General features: G+C 47.5%; 14 protein-coding genes. 3 read left to right on the top strand and 11 right to left on the bottom strand.

All coding sequences use genetic code 11. From position 1 onward, the window contains the following. Positions 1-694: 694 nt before the first annotated feature. The 6 genes from hemE to Q0380_RS06865 form a co-directional block, all read right to left on the bottom strand. Positions 695-1,741, bottom strand: a complete 1,047-nt coding sequence (hemE, locus tag Q0380_RS06890; protein ID WP_298961823.1) for a uroporphyrinogen decarboxylase — start codon at positions 1,739-1,741, stop codon at positions 695-697. Between the two features lie 2 nt (positions 1,742-1,743). Beyond that, positions 1,744-2,235: a YqhA family protein gene (locus Q0380_RS06885; RefSeq protein ID WP_298961820.1), complete on the bottom strand. Its 492-nt coding sequence runs from the start codon at positions 2,233-2,235 to the stop codon at positions 1,744-1,746. Between the two features lie 303 nt (positions 2,236-2,538). Continuing rightward, entirely contained in the window at positions 2,539-3,570 is a 1,032-nt protein-coding gene (locus Q0380_RS06880) for an aspartate-semialdehyde dehydrogenase (protein ID WP_298961817.1), read from the bottom strand. Continuing rightward, positions 3,563-6,295, bottom strand: a complete 2,733-nt coding sequence (gene gyrA, locus Q0380_RS06875) for a DNA gyrase subunit A (RefSeq protein ID WP_298961826.1) — start codon at positions 6,293-6,295, stop codon at positions 3,563-3,565. Before gyrA ends, Q0380_RS06880 begins: the two co-directional genes overlap by 8 nt. Positions 6,296-6,345: 50 nt before the next feature. Continuing rightward, positions 6,346-6,963 (bottom strand): ComF family protein, encoded by a 618-nt coding sequence (locus Q0380_RS06870; RefSeq protein WP_298961812.1) that lies wholly within the window; start codon positions 6,961-6,963, stop codon positions 6,346-6,348. After that, positions 6,964-7,512 (bottom strand): YajG family lipoprotein, encoded by a 549-nt coding sequence (locus Q0380_RS06865; protein ID WP_005873082.1) that lies wholly within the window; start codon positions 7,510-7,512, stop codon positions 6,964-6,966. It lies immediately after the preceding gene. Positions 7,513-7,604: 92 nt separating this feature from the next. On the opposite strand from Q0380_RS06865, the gene Q0380_RS06860 reads away from it, so the two are divergent. Together Q0380_RS06860 and Q0380_RS06855 are read left to right on the top strand one after the other, a co-directional pair. Then, the gene (locus Q0380_RS06860) at positions 7,605-9,887 is read left to right on the top strand and encodes a DNA polymerase III subunit gamma/tau (RefSeq protein ID WP_298961807.1); all 2,283 of its coding nucleotides are present in this window, start codon (positions 7,605-7,607) and stop codon (positions 9,885-9,887) included. A gap of 778 nt (positions 9,888-10,665) precedes the next feature. Beyond that, entirely contained in the window at positions 10,666-11,595 is a 930-nt protein-coding gene (locus Q0380_RS06855) for a ribose-phosphate pyrophosphokinase (protein ID WP_005873085.1), read from the top strand. 674 nt (positions 11,596-12,269) lie between these two features. Here the strand turns inward: Q0380_RS06855 and Q0380_RS06850 are convergent. Further along, positions 12,270-12,788 (bottom strand): hypothetical protein, encoded by a 519-nt coding sequence (locus Q0380_RS06850; RefSeq protein ID WP_298961803.1) that lies wholly within the window; start codon positions 12,786-12,788, stop codon positions 12,270-12,272. Between the two features lie 302 nt (positions 12,789-13,090). Between Q0380_RS06850 and Q0380_RS06845 the strand changes: the two genes are divergently transcribed. Beyond that, positions 13,091-13,834: a hypothetical protein gene (locus Q0380_RS06845; protein ID WP_298961800.1), complete on the top strand. Its 744-nt coding sequence runs from the start codon at positions 13,091-13,093 to the stop codon at positions 13,832-13,834. Between the two features lie 210 nt (positions 13,835-14,044). Here the strand turns inward: Q0380_RS06845 and Q0380_RS06840 are convergent, their stop codons facing one another. The 4 genes from Q0380_RS06840 to Q0380_RS06825 all read right to left on the bottom strand — a co-directional run bounded on the left by Q0380_RS06840 (position 14,045) and on the right by Q0380_RS06825 (position 24,020). Then, positions 14,045-14,527, bottom strand: coding sequence for a DUF6882 domain-containing protein (locus Q0380_RS06840; RefSeq protein ID WP_366806655.1), 483 nt, complete (start codon positions 14,525-14,527; stop codon positions 14,045-14,047). Beyond that, entirely contained in the window at positions 14,528-14,749 is a 222-nt protein-coding gene (locus Q0380_RS06835; RefSeq protein ID WP_298961794.1) for a hypothetical protein, read from the bottom strand. Between the two features lie 611 nt (positions 14,750-15,360). Further along, a complete protein-coding gene (gene lepA, locus Q0380_RS06830) occupies positions 15,361-17,157 on the bottom strand; it encodes a translation elongation factor 4 (protein WP_298961790.1) in 1,797 nt (598 codons plus the stop codon). A 662-nt stretch (positions 17,158-17,819) separates the two neighbouring features. Beyond that, a complete protein-coding gene (locus Q0380_RS06825; RefSeq protein WP_298961787.1) occupies positions 17,820-24,020 on the bottom strand; it encodes a hypothetical protein in 6,201 nt (2,066 codons plus the stop codon). Between the last annotated feature and the right edge of the window lie 285 nt (positions 24,021-24,305).

The raw sequence follows: 24,305 nt of genomic DNA, 5'->3' as shown, positions 1-24,305 counted from the left end.
GAGGCTGCGCCCGAACCTACGCGAGGCGACGGGCCCGAAAATATATCTCATTTTTGCTCCGATATTTGATTTGCGAATGACGGCATTTTTGGCGCAAGATTTCGCTTTGAAATTTTACTTTGCGGAATTTAATTTGCAAAATTTTAATTTGAAATTCCGCGTCGTGAAATTTTACTGAAATTTGCTTTTAAAAATTTAGCTAGAAAATCCCGCTTTGAAATTCTACGTAGCAAATTTATACCTTGGAATTTAACTTCCGCGCTCCGCCCCGCTATGGCGAAATTTTAAGCTTAGAGCTTTGAATTTATCCTTAAATTTAGGACGTGAGAGCTATAAATTTAAAGCGCGGGTTAAATTTAAAATCGCAAGCTCGCGGTATTCTACGCCGCCGCATACATAGCGCGTAAAATTTAAGCCTCACTCGATGTAAAAGTGATAAAATTTCAAATTGCGGCTAAATTTTAAAATTTAGCGATACCGTCGCGCAAAACGGCACAGAATTTTAAAATTTTAAAGCTTTGCGTTCTACGCGCTGTTTTGACGGCGTGAAAGCGGTGTAAAATTTAAAATTTATGGGCAGCGGAAAAATCGCGCAGAAGCAAAGCAGGCTGACTCAGGCGAGTAAAATTTTAAACTACGATTCTATGAAATTTCACAGCGACGTGCTGCAAGCAGGCTATCGCAAAATAAGGTTTTAGCGCGCGCTTAGCTCGTGTACCAGATTCACCAGATATTTGGCGTTTTGCACGCTTACGTCGGGCAAAATTCCATGCCCTAGATTAAAGATATGCGCAGCACCCTTCATCGCCGTTAAAATCTCGCGCACGCCCGATTCTATCGCGGCGCGATCGTATAGCCGCATCGGCTCCAGGTTGCCCTGAAGCGCAAATTTGCCCCCGAGCTGCTCGCGCGCAAGCTCAATCGGAGTGCTCCAATCCACGCCCCATACGTCAAAGCTCGCCTCGCCTCGCTGCGCCGCAATACGGCTCAACCGCGACATCTGCGCGCCCGTGCCCTTGGCAAAGACGATGAGCGGGATATGCGGGAATTTCGCTTTTAAAAATTCCGTGATTTCCAAGATGTATCGCCAGCCGAACTCCTCATACGCGCTCGGCTCTAGCGCGCCCGCCCAGCTATCAAATATCTGTACCGCATCGACGCCCGAGCCGATCTGGCGCGCCAGATAAAGCTTCGTCGCCTCTGTAACGAGGCGCAAAATTTCATGCAGAAGCTGCGGATTTTCGTATAGCATCCTTTTGCAAACGGCGTAATTTTTGCTGCCGCCGCCCTCGATCATATAGGTAGCGATCGTCCACGGCGCGCCGCAAAAGCCGATGAGCGCTTTGTCCGCGGCAAGGCGCGAGCGAGTAAGCGAGATCGTATCATAAACGTATCCGAGCTCCGCCGCGGCCTTTTGCGGATCAAGGTGCGCCAGATCGCCCTGGGAGCGGATCGGATCGCTAAAGCGCGGCCCCTCGCCCGCTTCGAAGCGCAGATCCATACCCATCTGCATCGGCACGACCAAAATATCGCTAAAAAGTATCGCCGCATCGACGCCCAAAATCTCCACGGGCTGGATCGTTACCTCGCTAGCGGCGCGGTAGTCGCGGCACAGGCTCAAAAAATCGCCCGCCCTCTCGCGCACCGCCATGTATTGCGGCAGGTAGCGCCCCGCCTGGCGCATCATCCAAATGGGCGTGTATGGGGTCTCTTTGCCGAAGCATGCGTCGATGAAAACCATTTTTATCCTTTAAATTTACTCAAAATATACAAAGCTAAACAAACCGCAAAGATAGCCCCTGCGAGCAAAAGCATATCCAAAGGGGTAGTAAAGTCGGTGTGCAAAATTCGCTTGAAAAAATCCACTACAAGCACCATTATGATGATGCTGCCGAGTTTGTGTTTTAGCTCATCCAGCGAGGCGATCTTTAAAACTTGCAAATTTAGATCCACAAACTCGTCGATAAACAGCTCGTAAATTCCAAATACGAAGATTAGCAGCACTATAGCGACCAGATATAGATCGATCGCCGTTATTATCTCGCTTAAAATATCAATGTAAAGCGCTCGCTCGCTCTGCGGGGCTAGGAAAAATTCCACGATTTTATAGAGCGCCGAACAGATTTCGTAGCTTGCCATCACAAATATCGCCGCGCCTGCCGCGATGCAAAAAAGCACTGGCAGGAGGGTTAAAAATTTGCTGCAAAGCAAAAATTTTTCAAATATAGCTTTCATTTCTTCCTTAAATTTTAATTTAGGATTAGCTGCTCCGCAAACGGACGTATAAATTTAAAAGCCGCCCCATGCCGAAGTGTCCGTTTAAATTTACGCTCGTTTGCAATCGCGTAAATTTATCCCATTTAGTCGCGTCCGTTTGAGTCTTTAAAATTTTGCGCCAGGTTAAGGCGCAAAATTTCAGCTCGCGGTCTTAAATTTTAACTAGACCAATTTGCAAATTTATTCGCACGGTCTCGACGCCGAAATCACGCGCGCAACCGTATCCGCGCACAAAGGCTCGGCAACTCTGCTAAATTTATCCTACTTGTCTTGCTGCATATCGATCCAGCGAAGCGCGATGCGCACGGCGTTTGTCGCCGCTCCGACGCGGATTTGATCGGCGCTGCACCAAAGATGCAGAATTTTATCGTCGAAATTGTCCCTGCGAAGCCTGCCGACGTAGGTTTCGTTCGTGTCGCTCGAAAGCAGCGGCATCGGGTACTCGTTTTTGCTCGGATCGTCTACGAGCACGATGCTAGGCGCATTTCTTAAAATTTCGCGCACGCGGCTAATCTCGAAATCCTTTTTAAATTTAATCGTGATCGCCTCGCTGTGGCTGCGCAGCACCGGCACGCGCACGCAGGTAGCCGAAACGGCGAAGTTTTTATGCAAAATTTTCTGCGTTTCGTTTACCATCTTCATCTCTTCTTTGGTGTAGTCGTTGTCCAAAAACACGTCGATGTGCGGGATGACGTTAAATGCTAGCTGGTGCGCGAAAACTTTAGGTTTGCACTCATCAAGCTTAAATTCAAAGAATTTTTGCAGCTGAAAAACGAGCTCTTCCATGCCCTCTTTGCCTGCGCCGCTGGCGGCTTGATAGGTGCTTACGTCCACGCGCTCTATTTCAAACGCATCATCAAGCGGCTTTAAAATTTGAACCATCTGGATGGTCGAGCAGTTCGGATTAGCGATGATGCCCGTCTCTTCCCATAGCTTTATATCCTGAGGATTACACTCGGGCACTACGAGCGGAACATCCTCTTGCATGCGAAAGTGGCTCGTGTTGTCGATCACCACCGCGCCGCTTGCCGCAGCAAATGGCACGTAATGCGCCGAAATGGAGCCGCCCGCACTAAAAAATGCGATGTCGATCTCGTTTTCGTCGAAGGTGCTGTCCGTTAGCTCCCTCACGACGTATTCTTTGCCGCGAAATTCCACCTTCTCGCCCGCGCTCTTTGCGCTCGCAAGCGGCAGTATGTCCTTCACGGGGAAGTTCATCTCGTCTAAGACGCGTAAAATCTCCTCGCCTACGGCGCCTGTAGCGCCTACGATGGCGATATTGTAACTACTCATCCTCTCCTCCTTTTAAAATTTCATCGCTAGGGCCCTCGCTCTGCGAATCTTTGCTATCTAAATTTGAATTTAATAAATTTTCATCCTGCGCAAGCTCGTCCGCTTCGCCCTCGTCGCCCTCCTCGGCTTTCGGGCAGGTCGCGATGCTCACGACGTCGTCGCCCTCGACATTTACGACGATGACGCCGCTAGTGTTGCGGCCCGCTTTGCGGATGCTTTGCATATCGACGCGGATCATCTTGCCGCTGGTGGTTAGCGCCATAAGATCCATCTCCTCATCGACCATCACGACGCCGATGAGCTCGCCCGTGCGGTTGGTGAGCTTCATGCAGATGACGCCCTTGCCGCCGCGGTTTGTGAGGCGATACTCGCTCGCGGTCGTGCGCTTGCCGATACCCTTTTGGCTCACGCTTAAAATTTCTTGCATATCGCTTAGAATAAACGCGGCGCCGATGACCTCGTCACCTTTTTCTTTAAATTTAATACCCTTTACGCCGCGAGCGATGCGCCCCATCTGGCGAATTTTATTTAGATTAAATTTAAGGCACATTCCCTTTTTCGTAGCGATGAAGAGCATATTTTCGTTGGCGCTTTGCGGCTCGCCGTCTTGCGCGCCCTCGTCTTGAGAAATTTCATCCGAAATTTCATTCTCGCTTCCCTCCAAAATATCCTGCTCGATCTGCTCTAAGGCTTCTTCAGCTTCGCCGCCGTCCAGATCGTCGCCGCTTAAGGCGCCTCCTTTGTAGTTTTGCATCTCCTCGGCGCTGTTTGGAGCGATGAGCGCAGTCACCAGCGTATCGTCCTCATCTAGGCTGATGGCGCGGATGCCGAGTGAGCGGATGTTTTTAAACTCGCTTAAATTCGTGCGTTTTACGATGCCGTTGCGAGTGAAAAATACGAGCGACTTGCTCGGATCAAAATCGGTCGTAGGGATGATTGCCATTATCTTTTCGTCCGCGCCGAGCTGGATTAAATTTACGACCGCCTTGCCCTTTGCGGTGCGCGAGCCCTCCGGAATTTTATAGACCTTAAGCCAGTAGAGCTGCCCGCGGTCGGTGATAAACATAAGCGTGTCGTGGGTGTTGGACGTAAAAAAGCTCTCGATGAAGTCGTCATCGTACGTCGTGACCGCCACGCGCCCCTTGCCGCCGCGCTTTTGCTTCTCGTAAGTCTTGCTAGGCACGCGCTTGATGTAGCCGCGATGAGTGATCGTAACGACCATATTTTCATTCGCGATAAGATCTTCGATGTCGATATCCTCGTAGTCATCGACGATTTCGGTAATTCGCGGGCATTTAAATTTATCTTTGATCTCCAAAAGCTCGTCTTTGATGATCCCCTCGATCAGCTCCTCGCTCTTTAGGATCGCGTCAAGCCGCCTTATCTCGGCTAAAATTTCTTTTAGCTCCTCCTCGATCTTTTCGCGCTCAAGTCCGGTGAGGCGGCTTAGCCTCATATCCAAAATCGCGCCCGATTGCGCCTCGCTGAGGCCGAATCTGCTCATTAAATTTTCACGCGCGACGTTGGTATCGGCGGAGTTTCTAATCACATCGATCACTTCGTCGATATTATCTAGCGCGATCTTTAAGCCCTCCAAGATGTGCGCTCTAGCGCGCGCTTTTTGAAGCTCAAAAATTGTGCGGCGGATGATGACGGTTTTTCTATGGTTCAAAAACAGTTTCAAAAGCTCTATCAGCGTGAAAATCTTCGGCTCCTTGCCGTCGATTGCGAGCATTATCACGCCGAAGGTCGCCTCCATCGTGGTTTGCTTAAATAGATTATTCAGCACGATCTCGCTCATCGCGTCGCGCTTAAGCTCGATTACTACGCGAATTCCGTCACGATCGCTCTCGTCACGCACCTCGGAGATCCCTTCAATCTGCTTTTCCTTTACGAGATCTGCGATCTGTTCGATCAAGCGCGCCTTATTGGTTTGATACGGCAGCTCGTCGATTACGATGACGTCTTTACTAGCTTTTTTTTCAATATGGGTTTTAGCGCGAATTTTAACCCGCCCTCTGCCCGTTTTATACGCTTCAATGATCCCTTTTTTACCGTAGATTATGCCGCCGGTCGGAAAATCGGGGCCCTTGATCTCGCCCATGATCTCCTCTAGGCTTGCGTTTTTATTCTCAAGGAGTATCAAAAGACCGCCCACGAGCTCATCTAAGCTGTGCGGCGGGATATTCGTCGCCATTCCAACGGCGATTCCGCTCGAGCCGTTAAGCAGCAAATTCGGCACGCGTGCAGGCAATACGTCGGGCTCGTTTAGGCTCTCGTCATAGTTCGGCACGAAATCGACCGTCTCTTTATCCAGGTCTTTTAAAAGCTCCTCGGCTAGCGGCGTCATACGCGCTTCGGTATACCTCATCGCCGCCGCTCCGTCGCCGTCGATCGATCCGAAGTTACCTTGACCGTCCACGGAAGGAATTCTCATCGAAAAGCTCTGTGCCATTCGTACGAGCGCATCGTAAACAGCGATATCGCCGTGCGGATGATATTTACCGATGACGTCGCCTACGATACGGGCGGATTTTTTGTATGGCTGGCGAGAGCCCACGCCAAGATCGTTCATCGCGTATAAAATTCGCCTATGCACCGGCTTTAGGCCGTCTCTGGCGTCGGGTAGTGCACGACCTATGATAACGCTCATCGAGTAATCAAGATAGCTCGTCTTGATCGATTCTTCGACGTCGATATCGATGATCTCCTGATTTTCAAACATATTTGATTGCATAAATATCCTTTTAAATTTTAAAGCGCGATTATATCGAATTATTCTTTTGCATTAGCTAAAACCAAGCCGCACACGGGCATAAAGCCACCATCGATCAAGCTCTCGCGCGCTTGCAGCATGCTAAGACCCGAGGTGATGATGTCGTCTACCAGGATCACGGGGAATTTCGGCGGGGTTAAAATTTTAAAATTTCGCTTGTGTTTTAGGCGAAATTCCAAACTCTGCCCCGTGTATTTGACGCGGTTTTGCGCACGCAGGCAGTGAAATTTTGGCTCAATTAGCTTGCTTTTTAGCGCGCGAGCTAAGATCGCCGTGTGCGAATATCCGCTACGAGCGTCATCATCCAGCGGCACGGCGTTAAATTTAAAAACCCCGTCCGTTTTAAACGTTTCGTAATTTTGCGGATTTACAGAAATTTCGCGTTGCAGATGAAGCGGGAATTTCGCTAGGCTTAAAGAAGCTATGCGCGCAAACACCGCAGCGCCGTATTCGTGATGTTTAGAAAGTATAAGCTCTCGAATTTCGGAGTAGCCGTAGTAATAAAACACGCTAAAGCCCTCCACCTGCCGCATACTTAGGCGGCATTCGGCTAAATTTGCGGCGCAGGCGGCGCAGATCGTGCGCAGGCTAAACGCGCCGCAATTTACGCAGCGCATCTAAAGCGTCAAGATGATTTGATCGGCGGATTTTTTGACAATGTCGCCAAGCAGGCTTTGCACGAAAGGATTAAGCGATCTAGCCGTGCGAAGCGCCGTAAATTGGCTCTGATCCTGCGAAACGCGCTTGGTCGTAGTTTTGTTGCCCTGCACGATAGAGATCGCGATCTCGCCCCTTGCGCTCATATTTTCCTTCGAGTAGCCGTTGATCGCTGCCGAGATGCTTCTGATATTTACGGTTACGATATTCGGGCTTGCAGGATCGATCCTTACGCCGCGAGCCTCAAGCTCCGCGCGCAACGCCTTATCGAACCACGCCGAGAGATTATTTTTTAAAAGCACCTCATCGACGAGTTTGCCGTCGTTATCGTTTATAACGGCGATTACCATCTGATTTTCGCGCTGATCGTTGATCGCGTTGATATTTACCGACTTGCCGCTTACGGTCTGATCGGCCTTAGAAAGATATGGATTTAGGCTGATGACGCTGCTAGTTTGCGAGCAAGCGACAAAAAATAGCGCAAATACGCCGAGTAAAAATTTTTTCATTTCGATCCTTTTTCTGAAATTCGGGCGCATTGTAGCACTAAATTTAAAATTTATAGATTTTTTTGTATCATTGTAAGATCAAAGGAGAAATTTTGCAAGCACTCGCTTTAAAATACAGACCCAAAAGCTTCGAGCAGCTCATCGGTCAAGACGCCGTCGCCAAAAGCCTTGCGCACGCGCTGGATTCGGGCAGGCTGAGCCACGCATATCTTTTCAGCGGACTTCGTGGCAGCGGCAAAACCTCGACGGCTAGGATTTTTGCCAAAGCGCTTTTATGCGATAAAGGCCCTACCGGCAAGCCGTGCGAGGTCTGCGATAACTGCGTAATGGCAAACGAGGGGCGCCACATCGACATTATCGAGATGGACGCCGCCAGCCACCGCAAGATCGACGATATCCGCGAGCTCATCGAGCAGACGAAGTATCATCCCGCAAGCGCGCGCTTTAAAATTTTTATCATCGACGAGGTGCATATGCTCACCAAAGAGGCCTCCAACGCGCTTTTAAAGACGCTTGAGGAGCCGCCTGCTTACGTAAAATTTATCCTTGCGACTACTGATCCGCTCAAGCTTCCCGTCACAGTGCTATCACGCACTCAGCACTTTCGCTTCAGACCGATCGCCAAAAGCGCCGTCGTAGCGCACCTTGCGCAAATTTTAAAAACCGAAAACATCGCTTACGAAGAGGGCGCGCTCGAAATTTTGGCGCGCAGCGGCTCGGGCTCGCTACGAGACACGCTCACGCTCCTTGATCAAGCGATTATCTTTAGCCGCGAAGGAATCACGCAGCGCGCGATCGCCGATATGTTGGGCTTGCTCGATCCCGCTAAAATTGGCGAAATTTTAGACATCGTGCTGCGCCAGGACCGCGCGGGCGCGATCGAGATCATCAAAGAGGTCGAAAACTACAACGCCGAGACGATAATCGACGAGATGATAGCAAATTTAAAGGATAAATTCCTGCGACGCGACGCGAAATTTAGCCTGCTGATGTATGAGCGGTTTTTCCGCATTTTAGCGGGCGCTAAGAGCATGCTCGCCATCAGCCCGGACAACACCTACGCGATCTCTATGATAATTTTTATGATGATGGAGGCGGTCAATCTACGCGAGATCGACGAGCTGATCGAGGTCGGCAGATCCCTGGATCAAGGCGAAGGCTATCCTTCCGCTTCGGCGCCTAATTTAAATGCGCAAAGCTCCGCGCCGAATTTTAGATCGAATTCCAATCAAAGCGCGTCATTTGCGCCAAATAACGAACCGGGCGGCGCGGCTTTTGCACTGAGCGACCAGGGTAGCGCGACAAGCGACGTGCCTAGCTTTACGGCAGGCGCAAAACGCCCCGCAAGCTCGGCACAAAACTCCGGTGCGGCAAAACAAAGTCCTGACGCAAGCGGCGAGATCAAACCGGGCGCGGCGGCGCAAGCGCAAAATTCTAACTCTTCCGTCAAAACGGGCGCTCAAAATGAAATTTACGAGAATTTTTTAGCCAAAATTTACGACCGAGATTACGATCTAGGCGAGAAATTTAGCAAGTGCGTGGAATTTTTAAAGTTCGAGCGCGGCACGCTGTATCTGCTCTCTCGCGCGCAGGGACAGGACAGAGAGTACCTGCGCAAGGGCTCGCGAGCGATAAATAGCGTGCTAAAATCGCTTTTCGGCGAGAGCGCGGCCATCAAGATTGAGCAAGGCGCGCCGCAAAACGGCGATGATCCCGCCCAAAGCGAGCGCGATCGGAATTCCGCAGGTGGCGCAACCGCTACACAAAGCAAGAATTCTACGCAAGGCGCGACTTCCGAATCCAGCGCCAATACTGCGCGCCCGAGAAATTCGACCTCACAAAGCCCTGTAAATTCCGCGTCGCAAAATTTTACTGAAAGCCCCACCTCTAGCAGCATGCAAGGAAATCCCGAATCTACGCAAACGGGCGAGCAAGATCATAGGAATTTAACCGGCGTGCAAGAGAGCGAGCAGAGCTGTGCACCGCAAATAAATTCCGCCGCAAATGAGGCGCAAGCCGCAAAATTGCAAACGGATGTGGCAAGAAATTCCGAGCAGCAAAATTCGAAAAATTCTACTACGCAAAATTCTGCACAGCGAAATTCCGCGACGAATTCCAATTCGCAAAATTCCGCTTCAAATTCTAAGCTGCAAAATTCCGAAATTTCTTCAGGAGATGACGGCGGGGAGAAAGACGATCTGTTAAGATCCACCGATCCGCAAAACTACGCCGCAAAGCCCCGCGATACAAGCAAGAGCGTGCGCGCCGCCAAGGCAGGCCTCGCCGAGCTCGCAAACGGCGCGCAGGACGGCAAGGAAATTTTAATCTCCGAGATGAATAGGCTATTCGGCGAGCCCACCAAAATCACGGAATAGCGCGCTGTGAATTAATTTACACTGCGCCGCGTGATTTTAAATTTAAGTAAGTGAAAACGATATAGAAATTTACGCGGCGAAGCAAGCCTGTGCGATTTTAAAATTTAAGCGCGCAAAGGCGGTGTCTAAATTTACATGGCAGACTAAAGTCGCACGATAAATTTTAAAATTTTGCGGCGCGCGATTGAGCTCTAAACAACAAGCTTTAAATTTGATCGCCAAAGTGAGCTCTAAATTTTCACTAAAGCAAAGCAGGCTTCAAATTTAACCGCGCTGGCGATCCAAAATTCATACGCCGTAGCAGTCTAAATTTAGCGCGCTGCAAAGTATCCGCGCAGTCTGTCCCATGCGAGCTCAAAATTTAAATTTAAACGCGCGCTCACTATGATTCCAAAGATAAAATTTTGCCTGTCTGTATCGCAAATATAAAATTCCGCGCTCATCCGCACCCTGCCCTCCGCGATACGACTTTAGCCGTACCGTGCTCCCGCCTGATGCGCTCTCTCAGACTTTCATCAAACTTTACGATACGGTTTTGCCCGCAATCTGCGCGGCTGCTCGTACAAAAACGCGGGCGCCGTAAGTCAAAGCCAAATTTCGCCAGAATAAGACCGCGGCAAGCCGAGCCGCCCTGAAATTTTAAAGAATTTATCTCGCAAACGTGCGGCGGTCCGCGATGCTCGCTTATGAATTTTACGCGAGCGCAGCGGGCGAATTAGCTAAAATTTAGCGCTTTTGGTGTAGAATTCGAGCAAATTTCAATCCAAAGGTCATCAAAATGCGCGGATATAAAATTTTCTCCGGCACCGCAAATCCCGAATTTGCCAAAAAAATCTCCAAATATCTCTCGCTGCCGCTTAGCGAGTGCGCGATCAAAACCTTTAGCGACGGCGAAATCAGCGTCCAGATCGGCGAGAGCGTGCGCGGCAAGGACGTCTTCGTCATCCAACCCACATGCGCGCCCGCAAACTCCAATCTGATGGAGCTTCTGATCCTAACCGACGCGCTGAAGCGCTCCAGCGCGAACTCGATCACGGCGGTCGTGCCTTACTTCGGCTACGCTCGCCAAGACCGCAAGGCAGCCCCGCGCGTGCCAATCAGCGCGAAGCTCGTGGCAAATATGATGCAGACGGCGGGGATCGACCGCGTCGTCACGATGGATCTGCACGCGGGGCAGATACAGGGCTTTTTCGACGTGCCGGTCGATAACCTCTACGGCTCGCTGATATTTTTGGACTACCTGAAAGAGAAAAATTTAAAAAATCCGATCATCGCTAGCCCCGACGTGGGCGGCGTCGCGCGCGCCAGAAGCTTTGCCAAAAAGCTCTCGCTCGATCTCGTCATCGTCGATAAGCGCCGCGAGGAGGCGAACAAAAGCGAGGTGATGAACATCATCGGTGATGTCGCAGGCAAGGACGTGATCCTAATCGACGATATGATCGATACCGCGGGCACCATCGTCAAGGCCGCGGGCGCGTTTAAGGAACAGGGCGCGAAGAGCGTCAGTGCGTTTTGCACGCACGCCGTGCTAAGCGGCCCGGCATACGAGCGCATCGAAAGCGGCGCGCTGGACGGCCTAGTCGTGACCGACACGATCCCGCTAAAGCAGGAAAGCGACCGCATCAAGGTAATTAGCGTCGCTCCGCTCTTCGGCGAGGTCATAAGGCGAGTATATCACGACGAGAGCGTAAACAGCTTATTCAAATAAAATTTTAAAATTTAAAACGTTGCGCGGTTTGAAACACGGCGCGAAAATGCGTAAAATAGTCGTCTTGTAGTAATAGGTCGCGGCTCAGCCTAAGTCGAGCGCTTACGGCGGCGGGCTCTAAATTTATAGCGTTTGAGCTCGCTACCGATTTGACTATTGTGGATTTAACTGCGACGCAAAATTTAGCTTCTATGCGGCAAATTTAACTCTGCGCGACATTTACTCCGCGCGGCGGAAATTTTAACTGCAACTGCGAAGTAAATTTACCGCACTAACCGCTACAAGCCGCATTTTAATCCGCCGTATTAAATTCCGTGAGACTGCGTTTTAAATTTGCCGTAAAATTTTCCATATATTTGGTGAGATCGCATAGCACCGCTAAGCTTTAAATTTATGATAATTGCTGCGCATTCGCCATCTGTCCGTGCAGCTGAGCTTCTGCAAAACTCGCATTCTCTAAATCGTGCAAAACTACGTTTTAAATTTCGCCGCTCTATTGGCGAGAGGCTGCCGATATGTCGGCAGCCCGCAAGCGATCCGCTTCTTTAAATTTTACCGCTCAAGCTCGCTGCAGATTTTTACAATTCCGCGATTAAAAGCCCGCGAACTGCCAAAAATTATTTATGGTTTAATCAAATGTAATACCGGCGCGTGCGTTGCGCTTGAGCAGGTCGCTAAAATTTCTTTATGATTTCCATTAAGCGCTTAACCATGGCCGCGATCGCGTCATTTTCATAGCTATCATCCGTATTTTGCAACGCTATGGTTTTCATATTGCCGAAAAATCCCGGATCGTAATGCTCAATGTCATTTTGCACGTAGCTTCTTAAAATTTGGCCATTTCTTACCAGTTTAACCTCATAGATAAACTCTATGCCACCGATTCTATCGCTAGGAAACGGAGTAGCTTCGCCCGTAAAGCCCCTGTGGTGCTTTATTGTAATTTTAAGCTCATCGGTAGAGTTTTGATCCAGCAGGTTCGTCTCTTTTAACGCCGCTAAAAGCTGCTCGTTGTACTTTTTCTCGACCGCCTCCGGCGATTGATAGACAAATTTTTTCGGATTATGGTTTTGGTAGTGGTAATAGGTAATGCCCTTGAATTTATACGCGCTTGCGATCGGCACTTTCGGCTGAGTCTGTCCACAACCTACGAAAAATAGCGCCGCAAAAAGCAAAGCTAGAAATTTTTTCATTTTTTCTCCTTTAAAATTTTGTGTAATTATATAAAAACGGGGTTTAGCCCGGGCTAAATTTCCGATCTTTCGGCGCCGCTATGCGTTTAAATTTTGATAAATTTGAGCGAAAGCGTAAATTTTAAGCGTAGCTAGGCGGCTAAATTTCAAATCCTTTAAATTTGAAACCAGCTTAAATTTCAAAGCCTCTTCAAATTTAAAATTTAATCCGAATTTGATCTGAAATTTTATAAAATTTCACCGTTTTAAACGGGCTTTGAAAGCGCAAAAGAGTTTCGCAAGCCCGAAAGAAAGGAGACTTTATGCCTACTTTTAGCACCAAAGACTACAAAGCCGCCCTTCGCAGCCGCGGCGCACGAACCGCGAGCGCAGGCGGATTTAGCGTCAAAAACGACAACTCCTTCATCGTGATCTTCGTCATCGCGATGATGGTCTTTATATTTTTTTACGGAATTTCGGCCGGGCTTGATTTAGATGAAATTTTTTTAGACAACGGGCGCGGACGCGGCGGAGGCGGGATTTTGGGGCTTTTGATCGCCGGCGTAGCTTGGTATCAGGGGCGCGACGGCGGCGGGCTGTTTAAATTTAACGACCATGCAATCACTTTCGTTTCAAACGAGCGCAAGAGCGAAATTTTGCTCTTTAATATCGACTACGTTAGGCTCACGCCGGGCTTTTTGCGCACCTGCACCGGCTACACGGCGCTTAGCCACTCCCGCTACGTAAAATACGAGCAGTTCTTTACATTTGGAATCGGATCGGTCATCGTGTTGTGGCTAGTCGGTATCGCCATGAGCGAGCGCGTGGGGATGGCATTCGTGATAATGGTCGTTGGCGTCGTGATCTTTATCTTCGCCAAGGCGCTCTCGTCATGGCGGCTAAACGGCGACTTTCACGATATCTTGCTGCGCGACACCGTGCTGATCCGCGGCAAGGATCTGAACGATCGCGTGCTGTGGTTTGCGATCACGCCCGGTCGCAACGACCGTCGCAGGCTGCGCGCTTATTTCAAAGAGCATCTTGACTTCGACATCGACGGTGACTGATTTTGATTTAAATTTAGAGATTTGGCATAAATTTAGCGGCAGAATTTTGCAACGTAAAATTTTAAGAGGATTTCGCACGGCGGAGTTTCGCAGTCTAAATTTTACCGAGTGAAATTGCAAGGCGCAAAATTCTACGATATAAAATTTACGAAGCAGAATTTCACGGCGTAAATTTCAAAGCCGCAGATGCATGCCGCAATATTTGCGGCTCTATACGGCGAATTCTACCTCGCTTAGCCGCCCCAAATTATCAAACGAAAAAACTGCGTCATTTTTAAAATTTGCTACGATCTTGCCCGCCGCTTCGCTAAATTTCGTGCCATTTCTAAGTAAAAGCGCCCCCGATAAAACGGCGTGATTTAGCTGAAACGCGCCTGTGTAATCGCGCGCTAAAGAGATTAGCCCCCTTGCATCCATGCTGAGCTTGATCGTGCCATCGGAGCTCACGCGCTCGCCCGCCGCGAACGCCACAAACACTGCTCCGCCTGCGTGCGGACAGCGGTAGTAACATACCGGTTCCTGCGATAATCCGCACGCGATCGCGCTTAGAGCGTGGCCGTTTATCTCCGCGCTTAGTGCGAGCTTGGGCGTGCTAAGCGCGGCTAGCCCGTGCCACAAGCCGAAGTCGCGCACATCTCGCGCAAGGGCAAGCAGCCGCTTACCTAGACGGTTTATGTTCTCGTACCTCCACAGCTACGTGTGGCTACTGCTCGCTTCGCTGCCGATATACCAGATAGCGCGCGGCGCATCATCGCCGAAACTGATCTCGCCGCGCTTTAGATCCACAGACCGGCGCCTGCTCTTTACGATCAGCTTCGAGCCCGCCTCTTGCGCACTTGCGCCGCAACCCAAACACGCCGAAAACAGATCAATAAAGCTGCTCCTATCCACGCCCAAGCGGTCTAAAAATTTCATTTTGCTCCTTTGATCTCACGCCGATAAATTTAGCGCTTTTGCGGGATTTATCGGCGCGCCCTCTTATACGCCGTTTTGCTATAAAAGCTCGCGCTATGGAAATTTCATGCGGCGCGCAGTAAAATTTTATAAAGCCGCAGTGGATAAAATTTCATAGCAGGCGCCGTCGGAATAAAATTTTATAGCCGAGCTGCGGGCGCGACTGCAACTGTAGGAGATGACGGGCGCGACTGCAATAATCGGCTGGCGGACATAAAATTTAAACCGCTCGCGAAATGTTAAATTTGAAAGATGAAATTTTAGCCTAACGGCGAGCGGCAAAATTCTACGACCGAGCCGTAAACGCTAGAGCTTAAGGCGCCGCAAAATGGGCGCGCGCAACAGCGAATGTATCAGCTCGGACGACGAGCGATAGAGTTTAAACGCCGTGCAGTCATAAAATTTAAATCGTCTCTTAGGATCGTGAAATTTAAAGACGAAATTTCATACCGAACGGCGAGCTGCTAAATTTAAACGCCCGAGCGATCGTTAAAATTTAAAAGCAAATTTTACGGCCGCGCGACAAAAGATGAAAAAAGATGAAATTTGGACCATCCGCGTAAGTATAAAATTTAATCGATCTTCAGCACGCTCAAAAACGCCTCGCTCGGCAAATTCACCTTGCCGATCGTCTTCATGCGCTTCTTGCCCTCTTTTTGTTTCTCGAGCAGCTTGCGCTTGCGCGTGATGTCGCCGCCGTAGCACTTGGCGGTCACGTTTTTGCCCATGGCGCGAACGTTTTCGCGCGCGATGATCTTGTTGCCGATACTTGCTTGGATCGCGACCTCAAAAAGCTGCCGCGGTACGATCTCCTTCATCGCTTTGACAAGGTCGCGCCCCTTGGATTCGGCCTTTGAGGCGGGCACGATGATCGAGAGAGCATCGACCGCTTCGCCGGCGACGCGGATGTCGAGCTTTACGAGATCGCCGCGCCTGTAATCGATCGGCTCGTAATCAAAGCTCGCATAGCCCTTGGTGCAGGATTTGAGCTTATCGTAAAAGTCCATTATGATCTCGTTTGTCGGCACGTCGTATTCGAGCAGGACGCGCTCCGGCGTGATGTAGTCCATCTTGGTTTGGATGCCGCGGCGCAAATTTAAAAGGCTGATGAGATTGCCCAGAAACTCGCTCGGGGTAATGATGGTCGCCCTGACGTAGGGCTCCTCGATGCGCTCGATGAAATTTGGCGCCGGAAGCTCGCTGGGGCTGTGTATCCGCACGCACGAGCCGTCCGTGAGATACACGGCGTATGTGACGGTCGGCGCCGTAGCGATGAGATCGAGATCAAACTCACGCTCGAGCCGCTCCTTCACGACCTCCATATGCAGTAGCCCCAAAAACCCGACGCGAAAGCCAAATCCTAGCGCGAGCGAGGTCTCGGGCTCGTAGCTAAGCGAGCTGTCGTTTAGGCTGAGCTTATCCAAAGCGTCGCGCAGGTCTTCAAATTTATCGGTTTGCACGGGATAGATGCCCGCAAACACGAAGGGCTTGGCCTTTTCAAACCCGCCTACGGGCGCGACGGCACGATTTTTAAAAAGCGTGATCGTATCGCCTACCTGCACGTCGGCGACGTTTTTTAGCCCCATTACTACGATGCCCACTTCACCGCTGCTAAGCTCGCGGGTTTTGGTAGGCGCGAGCGGGTTGGGATACATCAGATCAAGGACCTCGTGGCGGTTCTCGCTACCCATGATATAGACCTCGTCGCCCTTTTTCAGCACGCCGTCGTAGAGCCTCGCAAGCGCGAGCGCGCCTAGGTAGTTATCAAACCAGCTGTCGTAGATGAGCGCCTTAAGCGGCGCGGCGTCGTCCGTTTTGGGCGCGGGGATGCGAGTGATTATCGCCTCTAAAAGCTCATTAATGCCCACGCCCGTCTTGGCGCTGACCTCGATCGCGCTGCTGCAATCAAGCCCGATGACATGCTCGATCTCATCTTTTACGCGCTGCGGATCGGCGGCGGGCAGATCGATTTTATTGAGTACGGGGATGATCTCCAGGTTGTGCTGTAGCGCGATATAGACGTTTGCGATGGTTTGCGCCTGCACGCCCTGGCTCGCGTCCACGACGAGGATCGCCCCCTCGCAGCTAGCCAGCGAGCGCGAGACCTCGTAGCTAAAATCCACGTGGCCAGGGGTGTCGATTAAATTTAAAACGTATTTCTCGCCGCCAAGCTCATACTCGAGCCGCACGGACTGCGCCTTGATCGTGATGCCGCGCTCCTTTTCGATATCCATCGTATCCATGATCTGGCTGCTCATCTGGCGCGCCTCGACGGCGTTGCACTCGCTGATTAGACGGTCTGCGAGCGTGGATTTGCCATGGTCGATATGCGCGATGATGCTGAAATTTCTGATATTTTTTGTTTTCAAGTGGCTTTTCCTGATGAAATTTTAAGCCACATTGTGCCGAAATTTCATTTAAAAACGGGTAAATAGGCTAATGGAGGAATGGAATTTATGAGGCGAAATTTATACGGTAGCTTTAGGCGGATCGGAATTTTGCGAAACGAAATTTTGAAGGATAAGGGAAAATGCGGGCGGCTTTGAGCAATAGAATTTTAAGTTTTATCGGCGGTGTGTTTTACCGCGATAGAATTTTAGGATGAGAGTTGGGCGCAGATTTTACTAATTGAATTCTGCGGCTATATTGAAATGTAAAATCTCGCGCAATAAAAATTTACAATAAGCTTTGCATGATCACACTACGCGAAACTTGCAACGCTGATAGCTCAGCATTTTAATAAACAGGAGGAGGATCGTCATACAAAATTTTGAAATTCTACCGCTTGGGATTAGCGCGCAATTCTATGCCGTTACGGCGCACAAATCTCAATGAGTAAAATTTTACCGCCAAGTCTTATAGTAAAATTTCGCAATTTAAAATTCCAAAAAAATTCTATCTCATGGAATTTGCAGACAAAAATTTACAAAGCAAAATTCCAAAATATTTGTCGCCAAGAAAACCAAAATTTCGCTCATAAAAAAAGGCTAGCCAGGAGGCTAGCCTTTATGCTACCAGCTTAGCGTAGATACTACCAATCGGTCTTTTGATTGTAAATATCGCGAATATCGCCCGTACCTAGCTTGCTAGTCGAAGTGTCGCTAGTGCTATTATCCGCTGTACTACCACCAGCGAATGATCCTACGTCGTCTTCCGTACCGGACTTGACTTGACCTTCTCCACCCCAGACTGTAGGTCTAACAGCTCTTACATTTACAGTAAGAGGATTGAAATACTGTGGCACACCAGGGAACCTGCTAGAGTAAGCTCCAGTAGTAGGAGGTACGGTAAACATAGTTTTTTGATTTCCAGCAGGCGTATGGATAAGCCATGGGTTAGTTTCAATACGTATTGTAGCCTGGCCCGGAGCAGTAGCTTGGATAGCTATATCTTCCTTGCCACCGCTTACTACATTACCTCTGCGAACAGTTACGCCAGTAGGCGTAAAGCTAGTATAAGCGCTTACGAATTCTGCTCCTATATTATTTAAAGTGGCCCTAGTATTTACTACGAACTTCGTAAAATCAGTTAGGCTATGATCTTGAGCCGCTAGCACGGTAAATATATTCGAGCTAGGGGCTTCATAAGCAAGTTCCGCGCTAGGAGCAGGCATATTCGCGCACCTATCGGTTCTACCGCAATAGATCTGCGTATAAATAGGTACGGTTACCCCGGTTCTGGTAGTGGCTTGATACACTCTAGATCCCAGGCTCTTGTCATATGACGTACCATAGACGAATAGCGCATAAGTGCCTACGTTGTCACTATAATCTATAACGGTTTTACCTGTTGCATAGGTCTTACTATTGGAATTAGCAGCGGCTATATAAGCAGCCTTACTTGCAGCTCCGGTTTCACCAACCTTTCTAGTGATGAAAGTATTAAAGTTCTCCTGGGATAACTTTATATCATCCTTCTTATATTGCTCCGAAGTTGTATCCGAGATAGCATTGTATGATTTATCAAATTTTGACGGCCAAAAATTTTCAGCGATACTAACCGTGCCATTTCCGATATTAAAGTCACTAGCGTAGATAAGCACCGGGGTGCTAGGGGTTTTATGCATCCTAGCGAAATTAAAATACACAGTTGAACCAGGAGTCTGTCCCTCTCTAAATCCTTGTGCCAAAATTCTAAAATCGCTCGACTTAGAATCGTAATTAATTCCTGTGCCGCCTTTCGGTCTATTGATAAGTCCGCCTATTAATGAAGCATCGGAGTAATAATTAAGCGCCATTCCAAGCGGTATAGGCATGCCATAGCCAACATCGGCGGCGGAAGCAGCTTCCTCCCAACCTCCGATAACAGTTGAGCTTAGGGTCCTTGCGTTATATGTATAGCATCTGCTATCATAACCCGTAGAGCCTAGGCACTCGTTAGAATTCTTAGCGAAAAACTGTGTACCACCACGGATATTGTAAACAACGGTAGGTCTATTAGGATACGGCACGTAATTTGTATCTCCGCCGGTCCTGCTAGCGGTAGCCGTGGAGCAACGTCCATCGGCACTATTGCTAGCGCAATCAAATCCAAAATTTAGCGCAAAATCAAGATCGCTCGAAAATCCGCACACGGCTTGAGGAGTGCCGCCAACATCTTGCTTATATCCGTCATAAAGCGTAGCGATGACATCCTTATAAACTTTGTCAGATAGATACGCCACGGCATTAACTTTAAGTTTGGCAAGCTGGCTTATCTGACGCGTTACAGCTAAATTCTGTGCGGGATTTTCGCCTGGATATACTACAACATTATTCTCAATATACGGATCATTAAAATATGTATATGCGGATGTTCCGCCGGTGATATTATTATCACCTACGCCAGTTGTTATACCATTATCAAGGCTTACGAGCGACATTCTGATACGATCCGGTCGGTATCGCAATACAATATTGTCGTTTATAGCTTTATCTTTGTTAGCAGCAATTCTCATGCCTACGTCGCAACCTACCATACCTTTAGCGTCCGGAGTATTGCTAGATGAATTGATAATACATTTAGCACTCTTCCACTTTTTAGAGTATGTCTGATCGGAGTAAGCATCCGTCCATGAGTTATCATAGACGCTTACCAGTACATCACCGACATTATAGTAGTTAAAAATTTTATCAGCATTTGCACCTAATCCTTCAGTATAAATGACGGCATTTTCTTTATCTTTATCCGCAGAAGCTTTTCTAGACTGAGTCATCAAATAAGCGCCTTGAGAATTGCCTTTGCCGCTGAATTTCGCCACACCTCCAGTCTCTACGATATCTCTAGCATTAAAATCCGCCCATAAGCTTACGGCATTTTTATCCCATACTCTTCTATACGATGCGTCGAATTTTGAGCTTGTACCATTTAACACGCACGAAACATCATCACTCTTGCCAAAAGAGCCCTTTTTGATAGTCGATGGATCGATCTCGTATTTGCCTGTCTCGACATTGTATTTAGCACCGGAATACTCTACTGCAGTACCGCCGTAGCAACCGTCTTGCTTTACACCGCGTTTTAATGTAGTAGTGGCTGTTTTTCTATCGACATAATAAGACTGGGTATCTACATTAGCCACACATTCATTAGATATGAATGGGCGCAAGTAAGTCTGGATGCCACGGATCTTAGTCGATATATCTTGAGTATCGTCGGAATCCGTACCATAGCTTTTACGTAGATGATAGCGCTGATTACCTAGGTCGCCGCCAATTCTTGCAGTATAGTTAGGTACGCCGTTATCGCTGTAACTTCTAGCTGATATTACGTGCGCTAAAATATCTGCGTTCTGCTCATAGTCACCACCCACGCGAAGTTCGGTAGGATTATAAACATCGGTACTAACGCCTTTTTTAGTTATATCGCCACTAGCGGTAGTATCTACGATCTTGCTATATTTACCGGAATTATTTAGCGCATCGGTATCTACTTTGAAATACGCAGGGCGGAGTACGAAGTTATCGCTACCGCATATATGGAACGAGCCGTCTTTTGACATTTTAATTCCGAACTCATTGCTAGCCGTATCTATACTATTTTTAAGCTCATCCAGCTTCTTTTGTATAATATTATCCCAGATATCCTTCTTTTGTTCCGCAGTCAGACTTTTATTGCACCAATCAAAATCTTCATTGGCTTCACAATACCCGTATTGCTTCTTAAGCTCCCATTTTTTAAGCTCTAAATAGTAAGCCTTAGGATCCTCACTGTTTAAGTCCTTATCTTTTATATACTTATCTAAATCGGATCTCGAGGTAGCTTGCTCGTCAGGACGATAACTAAGCATAAATGTAAGACCTTGATACGCATCACCTATCTCTATATTATTTAGAGTTAAAATGCTCTTGTTTTTAAAATCTAATTCCTTATCTACAGAATAGGAATCGCCATTTAGCTTAAACGGAATTTTTAAGGTATCAGTTACTGATCGGCATGCATAAACTACGCTATTTTTCTTATCATCCTCACTGACTTTGTCTGACGTAGTAGCAGCATTTTTTGCCCTGATGACGGACAAATATAATTTTCCTCCCAAGCCAAATTTCTCAAGCTTTCTATCCTTGCTACCGATATATACGAGCTTACCTGTATTAGGATCTTTTTTAAAGTAAGGAGAATTCGCAGCCGCACCGATATAATCTGTACATTTACCGGTTTTATCGTCATAAGACTTACAATATTGGCTCTCGTAATCTGGTCTAAAGATGAGTTTTGCATCAAAAGGCTTATCGGAGATTTGAGTATATAGCCTATCATCGTCGTCGCTATTACTAAAATTCTTATTTACTACTTGCAAACCACTTAGCGGCTGGATATCAACACTTTTAGAAACCTTCGTTGCATCGCATAGCTCAAGTTCAGAGGCACTATCCATATCTAGGACGACTCGCTGACCGCCGCCGATATCTAGACTCATCTTGTAGCTTAATGTCACGGCAGGAGCTTGAAGAATTTTTGCACCGGTATTAACGGTAGCGTTAAACTCACCATACGCCGCCTTACCTGGTCTCATTAGACCGCCCACCGGAGTAGTCGTGCCAGCTTTTATCTCTCCTGCACCCTCGCCGATATAGAATTTTAAGACATTATTATCTAGCGTCGTAAATTGCCTATCATTATAGATAGGATCCGTAACATTTGGGGTGCCGCCATTTATGACATCTTTCATCGTCTTATATGCACCCTTTTGACCATCGCGTAGATAGACCAGTTTCTCTGCAGCCGCTGCAGGTATGGTATTTGTAGTGGTAGTGATAGGATCGTTTATGGCTAGTTCATTATTTATAGTAGAACTATCTTTGGTATAGGCAGCGCCTGCCTGAGCAAAATCGATTGACACTACTGCACCTACAGCATCCTCGCTATTACCACCATTTAGTCTGTTTTCGAATTTCATTCTATAGTAGATATGCTCGCCCGCAACTACTGGATTTTTGATCTGCTCTGGCTTATTGTCGTCAATCTCAGTCTTACTATATCTGCTACCGATAACTTTGCCATTCTGCGGATCTTCATCTTTAGTTCTAAAGAATTTTACCCAGTTAGCGGCATTATATACCTCATACTGATAGCATAGTTGAGGAACATACAGATCTACTGATATTGCTATCATACTTATAAAGTTTTGATCGGATTGGTTGTTTGTTGAGTTATACGTACCACCCAGTTCCAACTTTATACTTGATTGCCCGTAGCCCATTTTATCGCTTATATCAAATTCATCTAAATCCACGGCGGCTGCCTGATCCGCTCCCTCGTAATGCTTACCTCTTAGGATTTCCGGTATCGCAGCATATCCACCATTTTCGCTTCTTAGCCTCATAATGGTACCGCCGAATATATTAGAATACCATTCGCTTCCGATTTGAGCCAATGCGTTTATTCCATTAGACCAAGCGGCATTAGGAGTATATAAAGTATCCATTTTACCGCCCGCTTTTTTATTCTCTACTCTAAAAAATTCCTTCGTCTTATCATTGCCGCTCATTTCAGGTCCAAGTTTCGCCTCGCCACCAAAACCTAAAAAACTAAGCTTAGCATTAACGCGACCGCTCCTAGGAGTGTAAAAGCCTTTTAACTCGGCTTTTACGTTTATAGATTCATTTGCGCCTGCCCAAGGTGTAATAGCTATAAAATCACCATATACGGTTACGTTTTTAGGCTTGTAATAATCGTTTTTAAATTTTGCAGCCTCTGCGTAAGTAAACGGTTTCGCTACACCTACAGGATTAGCAGGGCTTTGTAAATCTGCCATTAGCTTATTTCTAGAGTCCAAGGTCTTATCATATACTATGATTACACCCCAGCCACCCCACATACCAAGTCTAATATTTTTTAACTCACCATTAATAAGGGCTGCACCGGCATTATCCCTACCATCGCTAGCTACTATGTTTCCTACGGTAAAATCTATACTATCAGAGTAATCAACAAAGTTTGCCTTCACTTTATCCGTAATATCTGCAAAGCAGCCGTATTCCAAACGCATCTCTACCTTCCGAGGGTTAGGAAGATTTCTATAGCTAGCATTCTCCCTATAATTCCAGCCGGCTACGCCGTTACATCTATCCCTCGGGATATCTATAGGAGCAGTACTTGTTGCACTTTTTGAGCTTTTCATTCTAAGCTTAGCCCATTTATACCATTTCGCAAACTTAACTCCGTCGCCATTTCCTACGTATTTATCCCATCCCTCATTGATAAGCTCTCTTGCCTCTCTTACGTTACCTTGCCAATACAAAGCTGCAAAAACGATATCATCTTTAGTAATACCCTTAGGTAGTTTTAGAGTCGATTTGGAGCTATTTAGATAAAAGGCACCCGCCGAAGTATCTGGATCCTCTTTTAAATAATGACCGTTTGCGCCAGCTATAAAGTTTTTATCCACTCCTTTTGTAACTCCGTCCCAATCAAAACTAAGCACTGTATTTCCAGCTACGGCATAGTCTCCAAATACATAGGTACCGGGACCGCCAAATCTAACTACAGGGGTTTGATTTTTCCAATCTCGAATACCACTAAAATTCCATGTTCCACAATGATTATGACCGGCGCCATCTCCACATTCACCGCTTGAATACCAATACCAATGCGGATCACTACTATTGATCACGCCACTATCAGGGTATTCCCAAGGATCTATAACGGCGGGATTGATCTTAATATTGGGTCTATTATCCGCAAAGGCCCCCGCCACGAAACAAAACAACAGCGCCAAAATGGGCGCAAAGCTAAAACTCTTAACTTTCATGATACTACCCTCCGGTCAATAACATAATTTTTAGCTACTATTTTACATTTTTTTTGCTTAAATTTTATATGGATATGGAACAAATATAAATAAATTTTAAAGATTTCCTAAAAGAAAGATTTTATAAAATGCGATTTTGTTTATCTTGGGCTACATTAAAAATAATATAATAACAAATAAACAACAACTCTCAAACAATTAAAGTAAAGGCGCGAGAATTCCGCGCCTTAAAAATTCTAAAATTCTAAAATTCTAAAATTCTAAAATTCTAAAATTCTAAAATTC

Source organism: uncultured Campylobacter sp. (assembly GCF_937959485.1).
Taxonomy (GTDB): domain Bacteria; phylum Campylobacterota; class Campylobacteria; order Campylobacterales; family Campylobacteraceae; genus Campylobacter_B.
Note: the sequence above shows the minus strand (reverse complement) of the source record. Positions and strands in the feature narration are given on the sequence as shown.

What these genes read in the sequence shown, in the direction of transcription:
- hemE (WP_298961823.1), bottom strand. Translation starts at nt 1,741, where the DNA reads ATGGTTTTCATCGACGCATGCTTCGGCAAAGAGACCCCATACACGCCC.
- Q0380_RS06885 (WP_298961820.1), bottom strand. Translation starts at nt 2,235, where the DNA reads ATGAAAGCTATATTTGAAAAATTTTTGCTTTGCAGCAAATTTTTAACC.
- Q0380_RS06880 (WP_298961817.1), bottom strand. Translation starts at nt 3,570, where the DNA reads ATGAGTAGTTACAATATCGCCATCGTAGGCGCTACAGGCGCCGTAGGC.
- gyrA (WP_298961826.1), bottom strand. Translation starts at nt 6,295, where the DNA reads ATGTTTGAAAATCAGGAGATCATCGATATCGACGTCGAAGAATCGATC.
- Q0380_RS06870 (WP_298961812.1), bottom strand. Translation starts at nt 6,963, where the DNA reads ATGCGCTGCGTAAATTGCGGCGCGTTTAGCCTGCGCACGATCTGCGCC.
- Q0380_RS06865 (WP_005873082.1), bottom strand. Translation starts at nt 7,512, where the DNA reads ATGAAAAAATTTTTACTCGGCGTATTTGCGCTATTTTTTGTCGCTTGC.
- Q0380_RS06855 (WP_005873085.1), top strand. Translation starts at nt 10,666, where the DNA reads ATGCGCGGATATAAAATTTTCTCCGGCACCGCAAATCCCGAATTTGCC.
- Q0380_RS06850 (WP_298961803.1), bottom strand. Translation starts at nt 12,788, where the DNA reads ATGAAAAAATTTCTAGCTTTGCTTTTTGCGGCGCTATTTTTCGTAGGT.
- Q0380_RS06845 (WP_298961800.1), top strand. Translation starts at nt 13,091, where the DNA reads ATGCCTACTTTTAGCACCAAAGACTACAAAGCCGCCCTTCGCAGCCGC.
- Q0380_RS06835 (WP_298961794.1), bottom strand. Translation starts at nt 14,749, where the DNA reads ATGAAATTTTTAGACCGCTTGGGCGTGGATAGGAGCAGCTTTATTGAT.
- Q0380_RS06825 (WP_298961787.1), bottom strand. Translation starts at nt 24,020, where the DNA reads ATGAAAGTTAAGAGTTTTAGCTTTGCGCCCATTTTGGCGCTGTTGTTT.